A 16289-nucleotide genomic window follows, 5' to 3' on the forward strand; every position below is an offset into this window, starting at 1 on the left:
GCATGAACGATCAATCGCCCGTCATTATGGCGCCGTCGCGGCCGAGGACTTCTTCAAGTCCCGGCCGCCATCGATCAGCTCAAAGCCCTTCAGCCTGCCGACGACCCCTTACACCGATACTCGGTTGCGGTAGTTACCGAAGGCGGGGGCGCGTTTCTCGGCGAATGCAACCACGCCCTCCTTGGCTTCGGGGGTGTCGCCGAAATTGATCAGGCCGGTCGACGCGAGGCTGCCGGTGGCGACGAAGTGCTCGGTGTCGGTATTCAGCGATTGCTTGAGGAAGCGCAACGTGGTGGGCGACATGACGAGCATCTCGTCCGCCCACTTGCGCACCTCCGCCTTCAGTTGCGCCGCGGGTACGACGGCATTGACCAGGCCCCAGCGCTCCGCAGTGGCGGCGTCGTATTGCCGGCACATGAACCAGATTTCCCGCGCCCGCTTCTCGCCGACGATGCGGGCCAGCAGCCCGGTGCCCCAGCCCGCGTCGAAGGATCCAACGCGCGGCCCGTTCTGACCGAAGCGCGCATGGTCGGCGGCGATGGAGATATCGCACAGCACGTGCAGCACGTGGCCGCCGCCGATGGCCAGGCCGTTGACCGCGGCGATCACCGGCTTGGGAATGTCGCGGATGACGCGCTGCAGGGCCAGGATTTCGAACAGTCCGCTCTCCGACTTGCCGTAGCTGCCGGTTTCGGCCCGTTCCTTCTGATCGCCGCCGGCGCAGAAGGCACGATCACCGGCACCGGTGAGGCAGACGACGCCGACTTCGGGATCGGCCCAGGCGCGCTTGAAGGACTTGACCAGTTCATCCACAGTTTCGGCGCGGAAGGCGTTCATGCGCTTTTCGCGGTTGATGGTGATGGTGGCCAGACCGTTGTCGACTTCATAGGTGATGTCTTTGAGTTCCATGGTATTTCCTCTTTCATTAGACAGATTGAACGCCGTCCGGCAAGGGCAGGATGGATGGATGGATGGATGGATGGATGGATGGATGGAAGCGATGCTCAGTGCAATGCCAGTACCTCGGCCATCCGTTCCCGATAACTGCGCGGCGAACCGAACAATTCGAGATTGAGCTTGGCCCGCTTGTAGAACAGCTGCAGGTCGTGCTCCCAGGTGTAGCCGATGGCTCCGTGCAGCAACAACGCCCGATCCGCCGTGCGCACGGCGGCTTCAGTGGCGAACGCCTTGGCGATCCAGGCGTGGAGCACGCCGTCAGCCTGCCCTTCCTGCAAGGCCCAGGCGGCGTAATAGACGCCGGAGTGGGCGGCTTCGATGTCGACCAAGGCCTCCGCGGCGGCATGCTTGACCGCCTGAAAGGAAGCAACCGGTACGCCGAATTGGACCCGCTGGCCGACGTACTCCACAGTCATGTCGAGCATGCGCCGGGCCAGCCCCAGCGACTCGGCGGCGACCAGCAGCGCGATGACGGCATTGGCGTCCTGCGCCGCGCCGCGGTCCAGTCGGCCGATGCGGATGCCCTTCGCCTGCTGCAGGCGTACGTCACCGAAGCGGCGGGTGCGATCGATCATCCGCCGCGGCTTGATATCGACGTCCGATCCCCCGTCCGGCACCAGCCAGAGGTCCAAGCCATCGCCGGAGGGCAGCGGAACCAAGAGATGGCTGGCCCCGGGCGCTTCCAGCACCATCGGTATCACACCCGACAGGCGCCCCCCGGCCACCTGCACTTGGAGCGCCCCCTCGTCGGCCGGCCGACCGGCGGGAACGCACAGGACCCCAGTTCCCTCGCCATCGAGGACTTCGCGCAGAAACTCGGCGCCGCCAGGAAGCCTTACGGCAAAACCCAGGGCCCCGCCGGCACCGGCCAGCAGAACGCCGCTGGGCGCGACGGCCCGCCCCAGTTCCTCGAACATCAGGGCCTGCTCGACCCGGCCGCCGCCCTGGCCGCCAAGCTCCTCGGCAACGCCGATACCCACCCAGGCATTGCCGACCGCGCATGCGTCGAAAGGCGACAAGTCCGCCGCATCGACCCAGCGTCGAATCTTGTCCAGCCCCGCTTCACGCTGCAAGGCGACGCGGATCGCGTCGCGCAGCATTTCCTGTTCTTCGTTGAAAGCGAATCGCATCACATGCTCCATTCAGTCGCGCGGCATGCCGAGGACACGTTCGGCCAGGATGTTGCGCTGGATGAAGGTTGTGCCGCCGGCAATGCTGGTGCCCCGGGCCTGGTAGGCCAGGCGCAGCCATTTGGCCCGGGCCGGGTCCATATCGGCCGGCTCCTCCTGCCCTTCGATGCCGATCACCGAAAGCGCGAAATCGCAGATTTCCTCCACCAGCGGCGTCGTGAACAGCTTGGCGGTGGACGCCTCGGGGCCGGGCGCCCCGCCCTCGGCGAGGGTGCTCAAGATACGTTTTCCGGTGAGGCGCTGGAGGGTCATCCGCGTATAGAGCTCGGCCAGGCGTTGCCGCACGAAGGCATCCTGGCCGAGCGGCAGGCCGTCGGCACCCCGGGTGTCCCGCACCAGCGCGATCAACTCGTCGAGCAGGCGCAGCGTATTGACCCGCCCGGTGGCGATTGCCGCGCGCTCGTAGCCCAGCGTGGACATGGCAACCTTCCAGCCGCCGCCTAACTGACCGACCAGCAGATCTCCCGGCACATGGGCGCCGTCGAGAAACACTTCGTTGAACTCGGCACCGCCCAGCATCTGGCGCAGCGGGCGCACGTCCACGCCGGGCTGGCGCATGGGCAGGATGAAAAAGCTGATCCCGCGATGACGCTCCCCTTCGCCGGTACGGGCAAGGAGGATGGCGTATTCGGCCACCTGGGCGGCGCTGGTCCACACCTTCTGCCCATCGATGCGCCAGCCGTCGCCGTCGGGCGTCGCACGGGTGGCGAGGGCGGCCAGATCGGAACCGGCCCCCGGCTCTGAGAAGAGCTGGCACCAGAGATCTTCTCCGGTCAGGATGCGATCGAGAAAACGGGTTTTCTGGGCGGCAGTGCCGTGTTCGATCAGGGTCGGCCCGGCGAAACCGGCGCCGATCACGTCGAGCCGGTCGGGCGCGCCGGCCCGATCGCACTCTTCATAGAAAATGGCTTGCTGCAACACACTCGCACCGCGACCGCCGTACTCGCGCGGCCAGGCCAGGCCCGCATACCCGGCTTCATACAGGCGGCGCTGCCAGGGGCGCCACCATTCGACGCGTTCCTCGAGTTTGTCCGGCGCCGGCCCCAGGCGCGGCACCTCACTCTCCAGCCAGGCCCGCACCGTCTCGCGGAAAGCGGCGTCCTCCGCAGCGTCACGGAAATCCATGCTTCAGCATCCTTTCCAGATTGGCGTGCGCTTTTCGGCAAAAGCCCGGGCGCCTTCGCGTGCGTCCTCGGTTTCAAGAGCAGGCAGGCCCAGTCGATCCTGCAACTCCCAACCGCCTTCTTCGTCCAGATCCAGGGCGCCGCTCACAATCGCCTTGGATGCCTTGACCGCCAGCGGTGCGTTGCGCGCCACTCGGTGCGCCAGGGCCAGCGCCTGCTCCAGGGCCTCGCCAGGCTCGCACAGTTCATTCACCAGGCCGATTTCATAGGCGCGCTCGGCACTGATGTAATCGCCGGTAATGGCTAGGTACATCGCCACCTGGTAGGGAATCCGCTTGGGCAGGCGGATCAGCCCGCCGGCCGCCGCCACAAGGCCGCGCTTGGGTTCCGGCACACCCAGCTTGGCGCCACGCGCCGCCACGATCAGGTCGCAGGACAAGGCAATTTCCAGCCCGCCGGCGACCGCGAAGCCCTCGATTGCCGCGATCAGCGGCTTTTCCGGCGGCTTGCGCGTCACCCCGGCAAATCCTCGCTCTGTCGCAGGCACGTCGCCGCGCAGATAAGCCTTGAGATCCATGCCCGCACAGAACGCGTCGCGGCTACCGGTGATGACGCCGATGCGCAGCGCCGGATCGGCATCGAGTTCGTCCATGGCGGCGGAAACGCCGCGTGCGAGAGCCTCGTTTACCGCGTTGCTATCCGCCGCGCGGTTGAGGCGGACGATCAGCACGCCATCGTCGCGCGTCACGCAAACCGGTGCCTCATCAAGTACGGGAGCATTCATGTTCAGCATTTCCTTTCGGTAAGATCGGGGGCTGGATGAGTTCTGATTGCCAGCCTTGAAATCATTCTGCGGTAGCGCTCAAGCTCTGCTATCGTCCAAAAAGACATACTTTCCTGAGCGACGGGATCCGCTTATTTGGCACCGGTAAAGGAATCAGGCCAGTGCACGCGGGCGATTTCGCCATCACTGCGAAAGGCGTGGCAGCTATTGATCAGCGCTTTCGGATCGCCGACGCGGATCGGCGTCTCGTCACCGCGCGCCGCGTTGCGAATCTGCGCCGCCCACAAGGTCTGCATCGCCGTCGTCGCCAAGGGACCAAGCAGATCGGTCAGATGGGTGCAGCCCAGGCGTCCGCCAAACAGCCTTTTGACCGCGGCGGAAAAACCGGCGGCGATACGCAGGCCAAGCAACTGCCGGTAGGTATCGGAGATGTCCCGGCATTCCGGCGACGGTCCGTGGGCCGTCAGCGGCTCGACCTCGCGGATGATCGAATCCCGATCCACCGTGATGCGCAATCCCATCTGGTGCAAAGGCTCGTTGGCCGCGAGGCGCCCCCCCAAGGGCAAAGGCAGTTCAAAGCTGCGGGTGTCGAGCAACTGTGCCTCGATATCCCACAGGCCATCCTCGCGCTCATAACCTTCGCAAAGAATGCGGCGGCGATGCAGCAGCGCCCTCTTCACCGGCGGACTGAAATCCATCTCTTCTCCCATCCTGCGTCGCTCGCCCGACCCCGCCGGTATCAATAGGATTTCGGCAAACCCAGCGCCCGCTCGGCGATGTGGCACAGCACCAGCTCGTGGCTGACCGGACCAATCAGGCCCATGATCGCCTCGCGGTAATAGCGCTCGACGTGGAACTCCTTGGCATAACCGAAACCGCCGTGAGTCCGCACTGCGCGTGCCGCCGACTCGAAGTAGGCGTCGCCGCCCAGATACTTCGCCATGTTGGCTTCGAGGCCGCAGGGCTTGCCTTGGTCGTACAGGGTCGCCGCCTTGAACATCATGGTTTCCGCCGCCTGCAGGCGAACCCAGCAATCCGCCAGCGGATGCTGGATCCCCTGGTTCATGCCGATTGGCCGGCCGAACACGATGCGCTCCCTGGCGTACTTGGCCGCCTTGTCGATCACCGCCTGGCCGGCACCGATGTTGGTGCCGGCGATCAACACCCGCTCCGGATTCAGACCATGCAACAGATACTCGAAGCCCTTGCCCTCCTCGCCGATGCGGTCCTCGATGGGAATTTCCAGGCCGTCGATGAAAAGCTCGTTGGAATCGACGGCGTTGCGGCCCATCTTGGGGATTTCCCGCACCGTGATCTTGCTGCGATCCAGGTCGGTGTAGAACAGGGTCAAACCATCGGTCGGACGCGGAGAATCCTCGAACTTGGTCGTCCGGGTCACCAGCAGGATCTTGTTGGCGATCTGGGCCGTCGAAATCCATACCTTGGAACCGTTGACCACGTAACGGTCGCCCTTGCGCTCGGCAAAGGTCTTGATGTGGGTGGTGTCGAGGCCGACGTTAGGCTCGGTGACGCCGAAACAGGTGCGGTCCTTGCCCTCGATCAGCGGCGGCAGGAAGCGCGCCTTTTGCTCGGGCGTGCCGAACACCACCACCGGATGCGGCCCGAACATGTTGATGTGCACCGCCGACGAAGCGTTGGCGCCGAGCCGCGAGATGCGCTTGATGATGATCGCCGCCTCGGTGATGCCCAAGCCCGCCCCGCCGTATTCCTGAGGCATGGTCACGCCCATCCAGCCGGCCTTGACCAGGTCGTCCACGAACTCCTGCGGAAAACGCTTTTCGTTTTCTGCGCGCAGCCAGTAATTGTCATCGTAGACATCGCAGATTTCGCCGATGGCCGCTTCGATTGCCCGCTGTTCTTCATTCAACGAAAAATCCATTTCGTACTCCTCGATAAGTGGTCTTGTTATTCCAGCAGCGCCGCCGGCACCCGCACCGGCATGTCCAGCAGCATCTGGGCGAACGCCTTGCCCAGCGGATCGCTGCGCGGCGACGCCATGCCGCCGCCGGCCAGCGCCCCCTGCAGCAGGAAGTTGAAGGCGCCGACGCCCGGCACGTCGAAGCGGCTCACCGCCCCTTCGACGAAGTGACCGAAGTATTCGCGCACCCGCTCCGCCGTGAGTTCGGCGCGCAGCACCCCTATCCATTTCGGATCGCGGGCGATGATGCCGATATTCACGCTGTTGCCCTTGTCGCCGCTGCGCCCGTGGGCGATGCGCAACAGCGGCACTTCCAACGTGGCCACGCCATCCATCGACGACACAGGCTCGGTGTAGGTTGTGGCGACATGCGTCGTCGTTTCCTGCAACTCGGCGGGAAGTGGGACGGGCCAGTGTTCGCCGGCGACCGTTGCGCTTACCTTGAATTCCGTTTTCGGCGCAAGGAAGGAGAACAACTTGACGATGGGCGACGGGCGCGGGCGGCCGCCACCGATGCTGGTCATGCCCGGCGCCCAGGAAACCGCGCCGGGGGCAATTTCGGCGGCGAACAGTTCCAGTGCGTCGCGGTTCGCGTGCTCGACCACCAGCCGCAGCACCACCTCGCGGCTGACGGCAATCCGGGAGTGGGGGCCGAAAGCGGCCTCGGTGCCGATCACTTCCGAATACACCAGGCGGTAGTCGCCCATCCCGCGCGCTTCGAACATCCGCCGCGTGCGCGCCAGGATGGCTTCCGCGACCCGCTGCGCCTTGCGCTCCGCGCGCCCGCCGATCAGGGTGATGTTGGCGACGCAGCGCCAGCCGTCGGCGTAGGTCGCGGAGACCTTGTAGCAGGGGCCGGGCGCGTAGCCGCGCGCGCCCTCCACCAGTACTCGGTCCGGGCCGTCGGCGCTCATGCGCACGGCCGTGAAATCGCAAATGACATCGGGCAGTAGATAGGCCGCCGGGTCGCCGATCTCGTAGACCATCTGCTCGGCGACGGTGGCCGGCGTGACCAGGCCGCCGGTGCCGGCCGGCTTGGTGACCACGAATCTGCCGTCGGACCGGCATTCGACGATCGGATAGCCGATATTGTCCCAGCCCTCCACCGTCTCCCAGTCGGAAAACAACCCGCCGGTGGCCTGGGGGCCGCATTCGATCAAATGCCCGGCCAGGCTGCCGGCGGCGAGCAGGTCGTAGTCCCGCGCCGACCAGCCGAACTCGTGCATCAATGCCGCCAGCGGCAGGGCACTATCCACGCAGCGGCCGGTGATCACCACCTGGGCACCGTGCTTCAGGGCCTCGACGATGGGCAAGGCCCCCAGGTAGGCGTTGGCGCTCATGACCTTGGCCGGCAGCGGCTGCCCCGAGTGGAGGTCCCGGACATCCTCGGCGCGGAAATCGTCGACTCTGGAGAGCACATCGTCGCCCTCGACCACTGCGATCCGCAGCGCCAGGCCCTCTGCTTCCGCCAGCCGCTGCAGGGCCTCGGCACAGGCGCGCGGGTTGACGCCGCCCGCGTTGCTCAGCACCTTGATGCCGCCGGCCACCACCTCGCGCAACACGCTGCGCATGGCGACATCGACGAAATCCCGCGCATACCCTGCCGCCGGTTCCTGCGCCCGCGCACGGGACAGGATCGACATGGTGAGTTCGGCCAGATAGTCGAACGTCAGGTAGTCCAGTTTGCCGCTTCCTACCAACTGAGGCGCAGCCTCCGCGCTGTCGCCCCAAAAACCCGAGGCGCCGCCGATGCGCACGATGCGATCCGTCATTGATCCAATCTCCGTGAAATCCAGTTAGGCGCGACCGTCGTCAGCGCAGCAAGGCACAACCGTTGTCCAGAACCTTCACCCCCCGTTCCTTGCTCCTCGCGCGAAACGACAAGGTCTGCCCGTCGCGCCAGCTTTCGAAGACCAGCGTTTCTCCCGGATAGACGGGTGCCGAGAAGCGGGCGCGGACACTGGCGATGCGCGTGGCGTCGTAGTCGCACCAGGTCTTGAGCAGGGCATGGACCGCCAGGCCGTAGCTGCACAGTCCATGGAGGATGGGACGCTCGAAGCCGGCCCGGCGGGCCAGTTCGGGGTCGGCATGGAGCGGGTTAGTGTCGCCGTTGAGGCGGTACAGCAATGCAGCCTGGGGCAGCGTCGCCAGCTCGGTCGTGCGATGGGGTTCGCCCTCCGGCACGGCGTGCACCGGACCGGCTTCACCGTGGGACGCACCGTTGCCACCGTCTCCGCGGCACATCAGGGTCGCGTTCAGCACCGCCAGGGGCTCACCGGTCGCGTCGTCGACGATGTGGCGCTCGGTGCGCAGCAGCGTTCCCTTGTCGCGCCCCTTGTCCAGGATCGCGACGACGCGCTCCCGCGCCCGCACGGTGGCCGCCGTCGGCAGGGGACGCAGCAGCTTCAGCGCCTGTTCCCCATAGACGATCTTGCGGAAGTCGATGCCCGCGGCGGGGTCGGTCACGTAGGGGCCGGGATGTCCCAGCACCACGGCCATGCTGGGCACGACCATCAGGTCCTTTTCGAACACATAGCGCAATTGGCCGGCATCTGTCGGATCACCGCCGAAACCCACGCTGAGGGCGTACAGCAGGGTATCCCGCACCGTATAGGTCTGGACCACATCCTGAAACGGCCATGCGAGCAGACGATCGACATTCATTCCGAACCCCTTTGCCGTTCAGGCGCTCATGAATCCGCCGCCATCGACGGAGATCACCTGACCGGTGATGTAGGACGAAGCCTGGGACAGGAAGAAGCAGATCGGTTGGGCGGCTTCTTCAACGGACGACCAGCGCCCCATCGGGATGCGCGCCAGCAGGCCCTCGCGGAATTTTTCTCCGCGCACCGTTTCCGTCATCGCCGTTTCGACCACCCCGAAGCAGATGGCGTTGGAACGGATGTCGTGCTTGGCCCACTCGCGGGCGGCGCTCATGGTGATCCCGAACATTCCCGACTTGGCGGCGCTGTAGTTAATCTGACCGATCGTCCCCATGCGTCCGGCATCGGAAGAGATATTGACAATCGAACGCCGCGCCGGGTGGCCGGCCTTGATCTGCGCCAGGGCGGCGCGGCCGAAGGCCTGGACGCAGTAATAGCTGCCGGTGAGATTGACGTCGATGACCTGCCGCCACTGCTCGTCCGTCATTTTTTCGATCATCGCCGGGCGGATGATGCCCGCACTGTTCACCAGCCCGTGCAAGGTGCCGAAACGCGCCGCAGCGTGGTCGAAGGCGTCATTGACGAAACCGCCGTCAGCGACACTGCCGGCGTAGGTCATCACCCGCTCGGCCGCGTAGTCGCGGACAGCCGTCCGCAGGAGTTCGTCCTGCAGGTCGATCAGCACGAGGGAGGCGCCCAGCCCGTAGGCCAGGTCCGCGACCGCCTTGCCGATACCCTGGGCGGCACCGGTGACGACGATGGTTTGACCTTCCAGGCTCATTGGATTAATCATGATCATTCCTGAATGCTGGGTTGCACGGATCGAAGCACATCACCCCCTTGCCAACTTGGGCGGCGTGGACAGATGGAATCCGTCATAGACGGGCGAGGTGGTTTTCCTCGCCGGCAAGGTGTAATTGGGCGTGGCCATGGCGAAGGCACCGTCGATGCAGATCGTCGCGCCGGAAATGTAGGCGGCGCCCTCGGACAGCAGGAAGACGATGGCTGCCGACACCTCGGCCTCCGTCCCCGTACGCCCCAGCGGCACGTCGTTCTTGAAGCGCAGCAACCGCTCCTGGATGGCCGGCGGATAGCTATCGACGCCGGACGAGAACACCAGGCCCGGCGCAACCGCGTTGACGCGCACGTTGGCGGCACCCCACTCCAGCGCGGCGGTCATGGTGAAATTGACCATCCCGGCCCGGGCCGCGCCGGAATGGGCCATCTCGGGCATGCCGTTCCACATGTCAGCAGCCATGTTCACGATCGCGCCGCCATGCTCTTGCATCCATTGCAGATAGCATTCCCGGCCCATCAGGAAGCCACCAGTGAGGTTGGCGCTGATGACCGCCTCCCAGCCATTTTTCGAGATGCGTTCCAACGGCGTCGCATATTGGCCGCCAGCGTTGTTGACCAGGTGGTCGATACGGCCGAAGCGCTTGATCACGCCGGCGACGAGTTCGCGCACACCCTCCTCGTCGCGGATGTCACAGGCATAGATTTCGGCATCCGCCCCGCCATCCAACAGTTCGCCGCGGACTTTCTGAAGCTTTTCGGCATCGCGTCCGACAATGGCGACCCTCGCTCCCAAGGACGCCAGTTCATGAGCCGTGCAACGCCCGATGCCGCTACCGCCGCCGGTGACGATGGCCACCTGCCCAGCAAACAGGCCGGGACGGAAAACCGAACGATATGAATTTGTACTCATCTCTTCCTCCATAATCTGCTTGACGCTGGCATCCGACTGGATGAACCGGTCCGAGATACGACCTGCAACAAGGCGTTCGACCCGAGACCATGTTGCCGACAAGTTGTAAGGAACCCGTCGTCGAAAGCGACAATCTTCAACGGCCTGTTCATGCACCGCGCCAGACCGGCGGACGCTTTTCCATGAAGGCGGCCACGCCCTCCTTCACGTCGTCCGTGCCCTGAGCCAGCGTCAGGTAGTGCTGCAACAGGACGAGCGCACTCTCCAGGGACAGATCCTGGGTTTCGAACAGGGCCCGCTTGCCCAGCTTGAGCATCAAGGGAGATTTGGCGGCCAGCCGTTGCGACCAGTCGGTCACCGTTTCGGCGAAGCGATCGGCGGCGACCACCCGGTTGACGATGCCGAGTTCCAGCGCCTCCTCAGCGGTCAATTGATCGCCGAGGAAAACCAGCTCCGACACCCGCTTGCGCGGGATGTTGCGCAGCATCAGCGTGGAAATCATGAACGGGAAGACGCCGACGTTGATCTCCGGGGTGCCGACGCGGATGCCTTCCTTGGCGAGCACCAGGTCGCAGGCCATCGCCAGCCCCAGACCGCCGGCTAGGGCATGGCCGCTCAAGGCGCACAAAATTGGCACCTTGAGCTTCATCATCGCTTCGATGACGCCGGGGAAGCGGCCGTTGCGGGCGTGCTTGTCGAGGAGGCTTTCCTCGGCGGCGAAGCCCTTGAGATTGCCGCCGGCGGAAAAGACCTTGTCATGGGTCGAAGCGAGCACAACGCAGCGCGCCGCCGGCTCGTTCTCGACCCGCGCCAGCGCCGCGAGGAGGCCATCGACCAGTTCGTCGTCGATGGCGTTGCGCGACGCCGGCCGGTTGAGCGAAACGGTCACTACCCCGTGGCTGTCCAGGGCGTACAGGACCGCATCCGCGTCAGCCGGGGAAACATGTTGTCCGAGCATCGATGGCCTCCTTCGGCGCTCAGGCCATCGTCAGCCCGCCACTGACGGACAGCGTCTGCCCCGTCACGTAGCCGGCCCGCTCGGAAGCCAGGTAGACCACCGCGGCGGCGATGTCCTCCGGCTCGCCGAGGCGGCCGAGGGGTACGGACTTGACCATGGATTCGAGCAGCTTGGCGTTGGTCGGGTCCACCACCGACTCGAACCCCGGCGTCCGGGTCGGGCCGGGGCACACCGAATTGGCGGTCACGCCCTTGCGCGCCACTTCCCGCGCCAGCGTCTTGGTGAAGGAAATGATCGCGCCCTTGGCGCCGGAATAGACGGCCTCGAAGGAAGATCCCACCCGAGCGGCATCCGAACTGATGCTGATGATCCGCCCCCACTTGCGCTCCAGCATGCCGGGCAGGACCGCATGGATCAGGCGCAAGGTCCCGAGGTAGTTGATATCGACCACTTTCTGCCAGAAAGCCTCGTTGGTGTCGGTAAAGGGCTTCAGCTCATCCCAGCCGGCGTTGTTCACCAGTACGTCGACCGGCCCCAGTTCATCCACGGCCCGCTTCAACGCGGCCTGCACCGACGCCGAATCGGCCACATCGAGCGGCACGAACAAGGCCTTGCCGCCTGCCTTGCGGATCAACTCGACCGTTTCGTTGCCTTCTGGCTCGCGCAGGTCACCCACCGCGACGGCATGGCCGCTTTCCGCCAAGGCAATTGCAATCGCGCGCCCGATGCCGCGCCCGGATCCACTTACAAACGCTACTTTTTGAGTCATTTCGGTTTTTCCTTTGGTTGAAGACATGAGAACTACACCGACGCCAGATTAGGGAGTCGGCGAGTATTTGGAATCGTCCGAAACGACAGAGAAGTGCGGCGACGTGTCTATGCCGTCGTCGGAAAGGATATTTCGCGCAAGCGTTCGCAAATGTCGGATCGGACGATGCGCACAAACAAAACGAAAAGGGACACTGCAAGCCAACGAAAACCAGGCAAGACGAGGATAGACAAACGATGTCCACGACCCGAACATTCGGCATCACCGGTTTTGGCGGCTATATTCCGCGTTTGCGCATGCAACGCGCGGCGATTGCCGCGGCCCACCAATGGATGGCCCCCGGCCTGCGCTCCCAGGCCAAGGGCCGACGGGCCTTTTGCAGTTGGGATGAAGACAGCATCACGCTGGCGGTCGAAGCGGCCCGCGACGCACTCGCAAACCGCCCGCGCGAGGCGATCGCCTCGCTCACCCTGGCTTCGACGACGCTGCCCTTCGCCGACCTGCAGAACAGCACCATCGTGGCCGGCGCCCTGGGGCTGGCGCCGTCGGTGCGCACCCTCGACGTGGGGCACTCGCAGCGCGCCACCACCAGCGGACTGATCGCCGCCCTGCGCCAGAGCGACGCACCGGCCTTGTTCATCGCCAGCGATCGTCCGCGCGGCAAGCCGGCCAGCAGCCAGGAGATCGGTTTCGGCGCCGGCGCCGGCGCGTTTACGCTCGGCAGTGACGAAGTCATCGCCACCCTGCTCGCCTCCACCAGCCGCACGGCATTGTTCGTCGACCACTTCCGCAGCGACGGCGCCCGCTACGACTATTACTGGGAAGAGCGCTGGGTCCGCGACGAGGGCTATATGAAGCTGGTCGTCGAGGCGGTACGGGCCGCGTTGCAGCAAGCCGGGGTTGCGGCGGCCGCTGTCGATCATTTCATCCTGGCGGCGCCGTTCAAGGGCGTCGCTTCGGCGGTCATCAAGAAACTCGGCATCGTTCCGGAAGCAGAGAGCGACAGCCTCGAAGCCGACTGCGGCTACAGCGGCGCGGCTCACGGCCTGCTCATGCTCGCCCATGCGCTGGAACGGGCCAAACCCGGCCAGACCCTGGTTCTGGTTGGCTTCGGCCAGGGCGTCGACGTGCTGGTGCTGCGCACCACCGAAGCCCTTGCGTCGTTCGCACCGCGCCGCGGCGTCGGCGGCGCGTTGGCTGACGGGCAGAACCACGACGCCTACCTGCGCCTCGCCTCCTATGAAAATGCGATCGAGCTGGAATGGGGCATGCGTGGCGAGAAATCGATCAAGACCGCGCTCACCGAGCAATATCGCTCCAGCGATCAGCTCTCCGGCTTCGTCGCCGGGCGCTGCCGCGCTTGCGGCACTATCCAGTTTCCACAATTGACTTACTGCGTGACCCCCGGGTGCAACGCGCCGCGTGCGAACTTCGATCCGCATCCGTTGTTCGACGAGCCTGCCCAGGTCCTCACCCATACCGGCGACTGGCTCAGCTATCACCCGGCGCCGCCGCTGTACGTCGGTTTCGTGCAGTTCGAACAGGGCGCGCGCCTGCTCATGGAAATGGTCGATGTCGGCGCCGTCGGCCTGGAAGTGGGCACACCGCTGCGCATGGTGTTCCGCGTCAAGGATGTCGACAAGACACGCGGCTATCCGCGCTATTTCTGGAAGGCCACGCCGCTTCAGGCTTGAGGAGAGAACATTTCATGGCAACGGGAATCAAGGACAAGGTCGCCATCATCGGCATGGGCTGCTCGAAGTTCGGCGAACGCTGGGACGTCGGCCCCTCCGAATTGCTGGCGGAAGCCTTCGAGGAAGCCCTGCTCGATGCGGGCATCGAACGTAAACAGATCGAGGCGGCCTGGTATGGCTCCTGCTCCGATCCGATCAGCGTCGGCAACTCGGCCATCCCCGCCTCGATGGCGCTGCGGCTGGACGGCATTCCGGTGAGCCACATGGAGAACATGTGCGCCACCGGCAGCGAGGTGCTGCGCGCCGCCGCCTATGCGGTGGCCAGCGGCGCGGTGGATTTCGCCCTGGCGATCGGCGCGGAGAAGCTGAAGGACACCGGCTACGGCGGCCTGCCTTTCGTCTACAAGGGAACCTTCAACGACCTGTGGCTTCCCCTGGGCTCGACGCCGGCGGGCTTTGCCCAACTGGCCGCCGGCTACCGGGCCAGGCACGGCACCAGCAAGGAAGATCTGAAGCGGGCGATGGCGCACGTTTCATGGAAAAGCCATCAGAACGGAATGCTCAGTCCGAAGGCCCATCTGCGCAAGGCGGTCAGCATGGAGCAGATCCTCGGCGCCCCCATGATCGCAGACCCGCTCGGCCTCTACGACTGCTGCGGGGTCAGCGACGGCGCCGCGGCGGCGATCGTCACCACCCCCGAAATCGCCCGCGCCCTGGGGCGCAAGGACATGGTCACGATCAAGTCCATCCAGTTGGCGATCGGTTCCGGCGTCGAGTCGGGCACCTCCCAGTGGGACGGCAGCTATGTGCGCACCACCCGGGCGGCGGCGCAAAAAGCCTACGCGGAAGCCGGCATCAAGGACCCGCGCTCGGAACTGAGCCTGATGGAAGTGCACGACTGCTTCTCGATCACTGAACTGTCGACGATGGAGGATCTGTTCGTTTCTCCCGACGGCGGCGCGGTGCACGACATCCTCGACGGCTTTTTCGACCGCGATGGCGGCCTGCCCTGCCAGGTGGACGGCGGGCTCAAGTGCTTCGGCCACCCGATCGCCGCCTCCGGCCTGCGCATGGCCTATGAAATCTACAACCAGTTGCAGGGACGGGCCGGCGAGCGGCAGTTGAGCAATCCGAGCATCGGCCTGACCCACAACCTGGGCGGCGTACCCTATCTCGGCATCGCCGCGATTTCCATTCTCGGCCTACACGGCGGCAAATGAACCGCGCCCTCTCCGCCGATCGCCTGGCCGACATTCTGGCGCCCGGCGCATCCGTGTATGTGCCGGGCGGGATCGCGGTACCCGTCGCCTTTCTCGCCGACTTGCAGAACCGGCCGGAGCGCAGCCGCGATCTGCACATCCTGACCAGCATCGCGCCCGGCATCGACATCCCCTTCGACGTCGATAGACTCCATCCCAGTGCCGTCGTCAGCGGCCTGTTCATGCAACCGGCGTTGCGCGAGGCGCAACGCGCCGGGCGTTATCGCCTGCTGCCCATGAGCTACGGCGGTTTCGTGCGCCACCTGCAGGACAACGCGGACTTCGACCTGATCGTGTTCCAGGTCACCCCCCCGGATGCGGCCGGCAATTGCTCCCTCGGACCGTCCGTGGAATTCCTGCCGCTGGCCGTGCGCCAGAGCCGCCAGGTGCTGGCCTTGATCAATCCGCGCCTGCCGCGCATCCCGGGCGCCGCCGCCTTACCTTACGATCGCTTCGATTACGTCTGCGAGATCGACTCGGCGCTGCCCGAGTACCGCACCGACACCGACGCGCCGACCCGTGCCATCGCCTGCCACATCGCGGCGCTGGTGAAGGATGGCAGCACCTTGCAGATGGGACTGGGCAAGGTGCCCACCGCACTGGCCGGCGCCTTGCGCAATCATCGGCGTCTGCGGCTGTTTTCCGGCATGCTCTCCGACGGCATGCGGGACCTCGCCGAGGCCGGAGCCCTGGACCTCGACTTCGCCCATACCGCCTGCGTCGTCGCCGGCAGCCGCGACCTCTACGCCTGGGCCACCGGGTTCGCGCCGCTGCGCGTACTCGGCTGTGAAGTGACCCACGATGCACGCAACCTGCTCGCCCAGCAGCGCTTCGTCGCGGTCAACTCGGCCCTCGAAGTGGATCTGTTCGGCCAATGCAACCTGGAACACGCCGAAGGCCAGGCGGTCAGCGGTGCCGGCGGCGCCCCGGACTTCGCCCGGGCGGCCCGTCTCGCAGCCAAAGGCAGCAGCATCGTCGCCCTCAACGCCACCTACAAGCGCGGCACCGCTTCGCGCATCGTGCCCTGCCTGGGGGACCTTTCCATTTCATCGCTGTCCCGCATCGACGTCGACCTGGTGGTCACCGAATTCGGTGTCGCCGATCTGCGCGGCGCAAGCGTCCACCAAAGGGCGCAGGCCCTGATCGGCATCGCCGCGCCGACCTTCCGCGCCTCCCTGCAGGAAGCCTGGGATGCCTTCGCGCAGCGTCTCTGAATCGTCGCTTCCGACGGTGAAAGTCTACGG

At 65.5% G+C, this 16289-nt stretch carries 15 protein-coding genes; 3 read left to right on the forward strand and 12 right to left on the reverse strand.

The window, feature by feature from the left end; all coding sequences use genetic code 11:
• Positions 1-108: 108 nt before the first annotated feature.
• From GPA22_RS00685 to GPA22_RS00740, 12 genes are all read right to left on the reverse strand, one after another.
• Positions 109-909, reverse strand: a complete 801-nt coding sequence (locus GPA22_RS00685; RefSeq protein ID WP_169254173.1) for an enoyl-CoA hydratase-related protein — start codon at positions 907-909, stop codon at positions 109-111.
• 95 nt (positions 910-1004) lie between these two features.
• A complete protein-coding gene (locus tag GPA22_RS00690; RefSeq protein WP_169254174.1) occupies positions 1005-2087 on the reverse strand; it encodes an acyl-CoA dehydrogenase family protein in 1083 nt (360 codons plus the stop codon).
• A 12-nt stretch (positions 2088-2099) separates the two neighbouring features.
• Positions 2100-3272: an acyl-CoA dehydrogenase family protein gene (locus tag GPA22_RS00695; RefSeq protein ID WP_169254175.1), complete on the reverse strand. Its 1173-nt coding sequence runs from the start codon at positions 3270-3272 to the stop codon at positions 2100-2102.
• 3 nt (positions 3273-3275) lie between these two features.
• Positions 3276-4064 (reverse strand): crotonase/enoyl-CoA hydratase family protein, encoded by a 789-nt coding sequence (locus tag GPA22_RS00700; protein ID WP_211168856.1) that lies wholly within the window; start codon positions 4062-4064, stop codon positions 3276-3278.
• 122 nt (positions 4065-4186) lie between these two features.
• A complete protein-coding gene (locus GPA22_RS00705) occupies positions 4187-4753 on the reverse strand; it encodes a DUF2889 domain-containing protein (RefSeq protein ID WP_169254176.1) in 567 nt (188 codons plus the stop codon).
• Positions 4754-4794: 41 nt separating this feature from the next.
• A complete protein-coding gene (locus GPA22_RS00710) occupies positions 4795-5955 on the reverse strand; it encodes an acyl-CoA dehydrogenase family protein (RefSeq protein WP_169254177.1) in 1161 nt (386 codons plus the stop codon).
• A gap of 26 nt (positions 5956-5981) precedes the next feature.
• Positions 5982-7766, reverse strand: coding sequence for an acyclic terpene utilization AtuA family protein (locus GPA22_RS00715; protein WP_169254178.1), 1785 nt, complete (start codon positions 7764-7766; stop codon positions 5982-5984).
• Between the two features lie 40 nt (positions 7767-7806).
• The gene (locus GPA22_RS00720) at positions 7807-8658 is read right to left on the reverse strand and encodes a MaoC/PaaZ C-terminal domain-containing protein (protein ID WP_169254179.1); all 852 of its coding nucleotides are present in this window, start codon (positions 8656-8658) and stop codon (positions 7807-7809) included.
• A gap of 18 nt (positions 8659-8676) precedes the next feature.
• Complete coding sequence (locus GPA22_RS00725) at positions 8677-9450, reverse strand: SDR family NAD(P)-dependent oxidoreductase (RefSeq protein ID WP_211168857.1); 774 nt, start codon at positions 9448-9450, stop codon at positions 8677-8679.
• 39 nt (positions 9451-9489) lie between these two features.
• On the reverse strand, positions 9490-10521 hold the full coding sequence (locus tag GPA22_RS00730) for an SDR family oxidoreductase (RefSeq protein WP_343035910.1): 1032 nt from the start codon (positions 10519-10521) through the stop codon (positions 9490-9492).
• Positions 10514-11323, reverse strand: coding sequence for an enoyl-CoA hydratase/isomerase family protein (locus GPA22_RS00735; protein ID WP_169254180.1), 810 nt, complete (start codon positions 11321-11323; stop codon positions 10514-10516). Before GPA22_RS00735 ends, GPA22_RS00730 begins: the two co-directional genes overlap by 8 nt.
• Before the next feature lie 19 nt (positions 11324-11342).
• Positions 11343-12119: an SDR family NAD(P)-dependent oxidoreductase gene (locus GPA22_RS00740; RefSeq protein WP_246263972.1), complete on the reverse strand. Its 777-nt coding sequence runs from the start codon at positions 12117-12119 to the stop codon at positions 11343-11345.
• Between the two features lie 209 nt (positions 12120-12328).
• Here GPA22_RS00740 and GPA22_RS00745 point away from each other — a divergent pair, with 209 nt between their 5' ends.
• Genes GPA22_RS00745 through GPA22_RS00755 form a run of 3 tightly spaced genes read left to right on the forward strand, consistent with a single transcriptional unit; the run spans position 12329 to position 16259 of the window.
• The gene (locus GPA22_RS00745) at positions 12329-13786 is read left to right on the forward strand and encodes a 3-oxoacyl-[acyl-carrier-protein] synthase III C-terminal domain-containing protein (RefSeq protein WP_169254181.1); all 1458 of its coding nucleotides are present in this window, start codon (positions 12329-12331) and stop codon (positions 13784-13786) included.
• A 14-nt stretch (positions 13787-13800) separates the two neighbouring features.
• A complete protein-coding gene (locus tag GPA22_RS00750; RefSeq protein WP_169254182.1) occupies positions 13801-15006 on the forward strand; it encodes an acetyl-CoA acetyltransferase in 1206 nt (401 codons plus the stop codon).
• Positions 15003-16259, forward strand: a complete 1257-nt coding sequence (locus GPA22_RS00755) for an acetyl-CoA hydrolase/transferase family protein (protein WP_169254183.1) — start codon at positions 15003-15005, stop codon at positions 16257-16259. Before GPA22_RS00750 ends, GPA22_RS00755 begins: the two co-directional genes overlap by 4 nt.
• The last annotated feature ends 30 nt before the right edge of the window (positions 16260-16289 follow it).

It is taken from the genome of Aromatoleum toluvorans (genome assembly GCF_012910905.1).
Taxonomy (GTDB): Bacteria; Pseudomonadota; Gammaproteobacteria; order Burkholderiales; family Rhodocyclaceae; genus Aromatoleum; species Aromatoleum toluvorans.

Coding starts and splice junctions, on each gene's coding strand:
- GPA22_RS00695 (WP_169254175.1), bottom strand. CDS start 3,272: ATGGATTTCCGTGACGCTGCGGAGGACGCCGCTTTCCGCGAGACGGTG.
- GPA22_RS00725 (WP_211168857.1), bottom strand. CDS start 9,450: ATGATTAATCCAATGAGCCTGGAAGGTCAAACCATCGTCGTCACCGGT.
- GPA22_RS00755 (WP_169254183.1), top strand. CDS start 15,003: ATGAACCGCGCCCTCTCCGCCGATCGCCTGGCCGACATTCTGGCGCCC.
- GPA22_RS00690 (WP_169254174.1), bottom strand. CDS start 2,087: ATGCGATTCGCTTTCAACGAAGAACAGGAAATGCTGCGCGACGCGATC.
- GPA22_RS00740 (WP_246263972.1), bottom strand. CDS start 12,119: ATGTCTTCAACCAAAGGAAAAACCGAAATGACTCAAAAAGTAGCGTTT.
- GPA22_RS00720 (WP_169254179.1), bottom strand. CDS start 8,658: ATGAATGTCGATCGTCTGCTCGCATGGCCGTTTCAGGATGTGGTCCAG.
- GPA22_RS00700 (WP_211168856.1), bottom strand. CDS start 4,064: ATGCTGAACATGAATGCTCCCGTACTTGATGAGGCACCGGTTTGCGTG.
- GPA22_RS00685 (WP_169254173.1), bottom strand. CDS start 909: ATGGAACTCAAAGACATCACCTATGAAGTCGACAACGGTCTGGCCACC.
- GPA22_RS00710 (WP_169254177.1), bottom strand. CDS start 5,955: ATGGATTTTTCGTTGAATGAAGAACAGCGGGCAATCGAAGCGGCCATC.
- GPA22_RS00745 (WP_169254181.1), top strand. CDS start 12,329: ATGTCCACGACCCGAACATTCGGCATCACCGGTTTTGGCGGCTATATT.
- GPA22_RS00735 (WP_169254180.1), bottom strand. CDS start 11,323: ATGCTCGGACAACATGTTTCCCCGGCTGACGCGGATGCGGTCCTGTAC.
- GPA22_RS00750 (WP_169254182.1), top strand. CDS start 13,801: ATGGCAACGGGAATCAAGGACAAGGTCGCCATCATCGGCATGGGCTGC.
- GPA22_RS00705 (WP_169254176.1), bottom strand. CDS start 4,753: ATGGATTTCAGTCCGCCGGTGAAGAGGGCGCTGCTGCATCGCCGCCGC.
- GPA22_RS00715 (WP_169254178.1), bottom strand. CDS start 7,766: ATGACGGATCGCATCGTGCGCATCGGCGGCGCCTCGGGTTTTTGGGGC.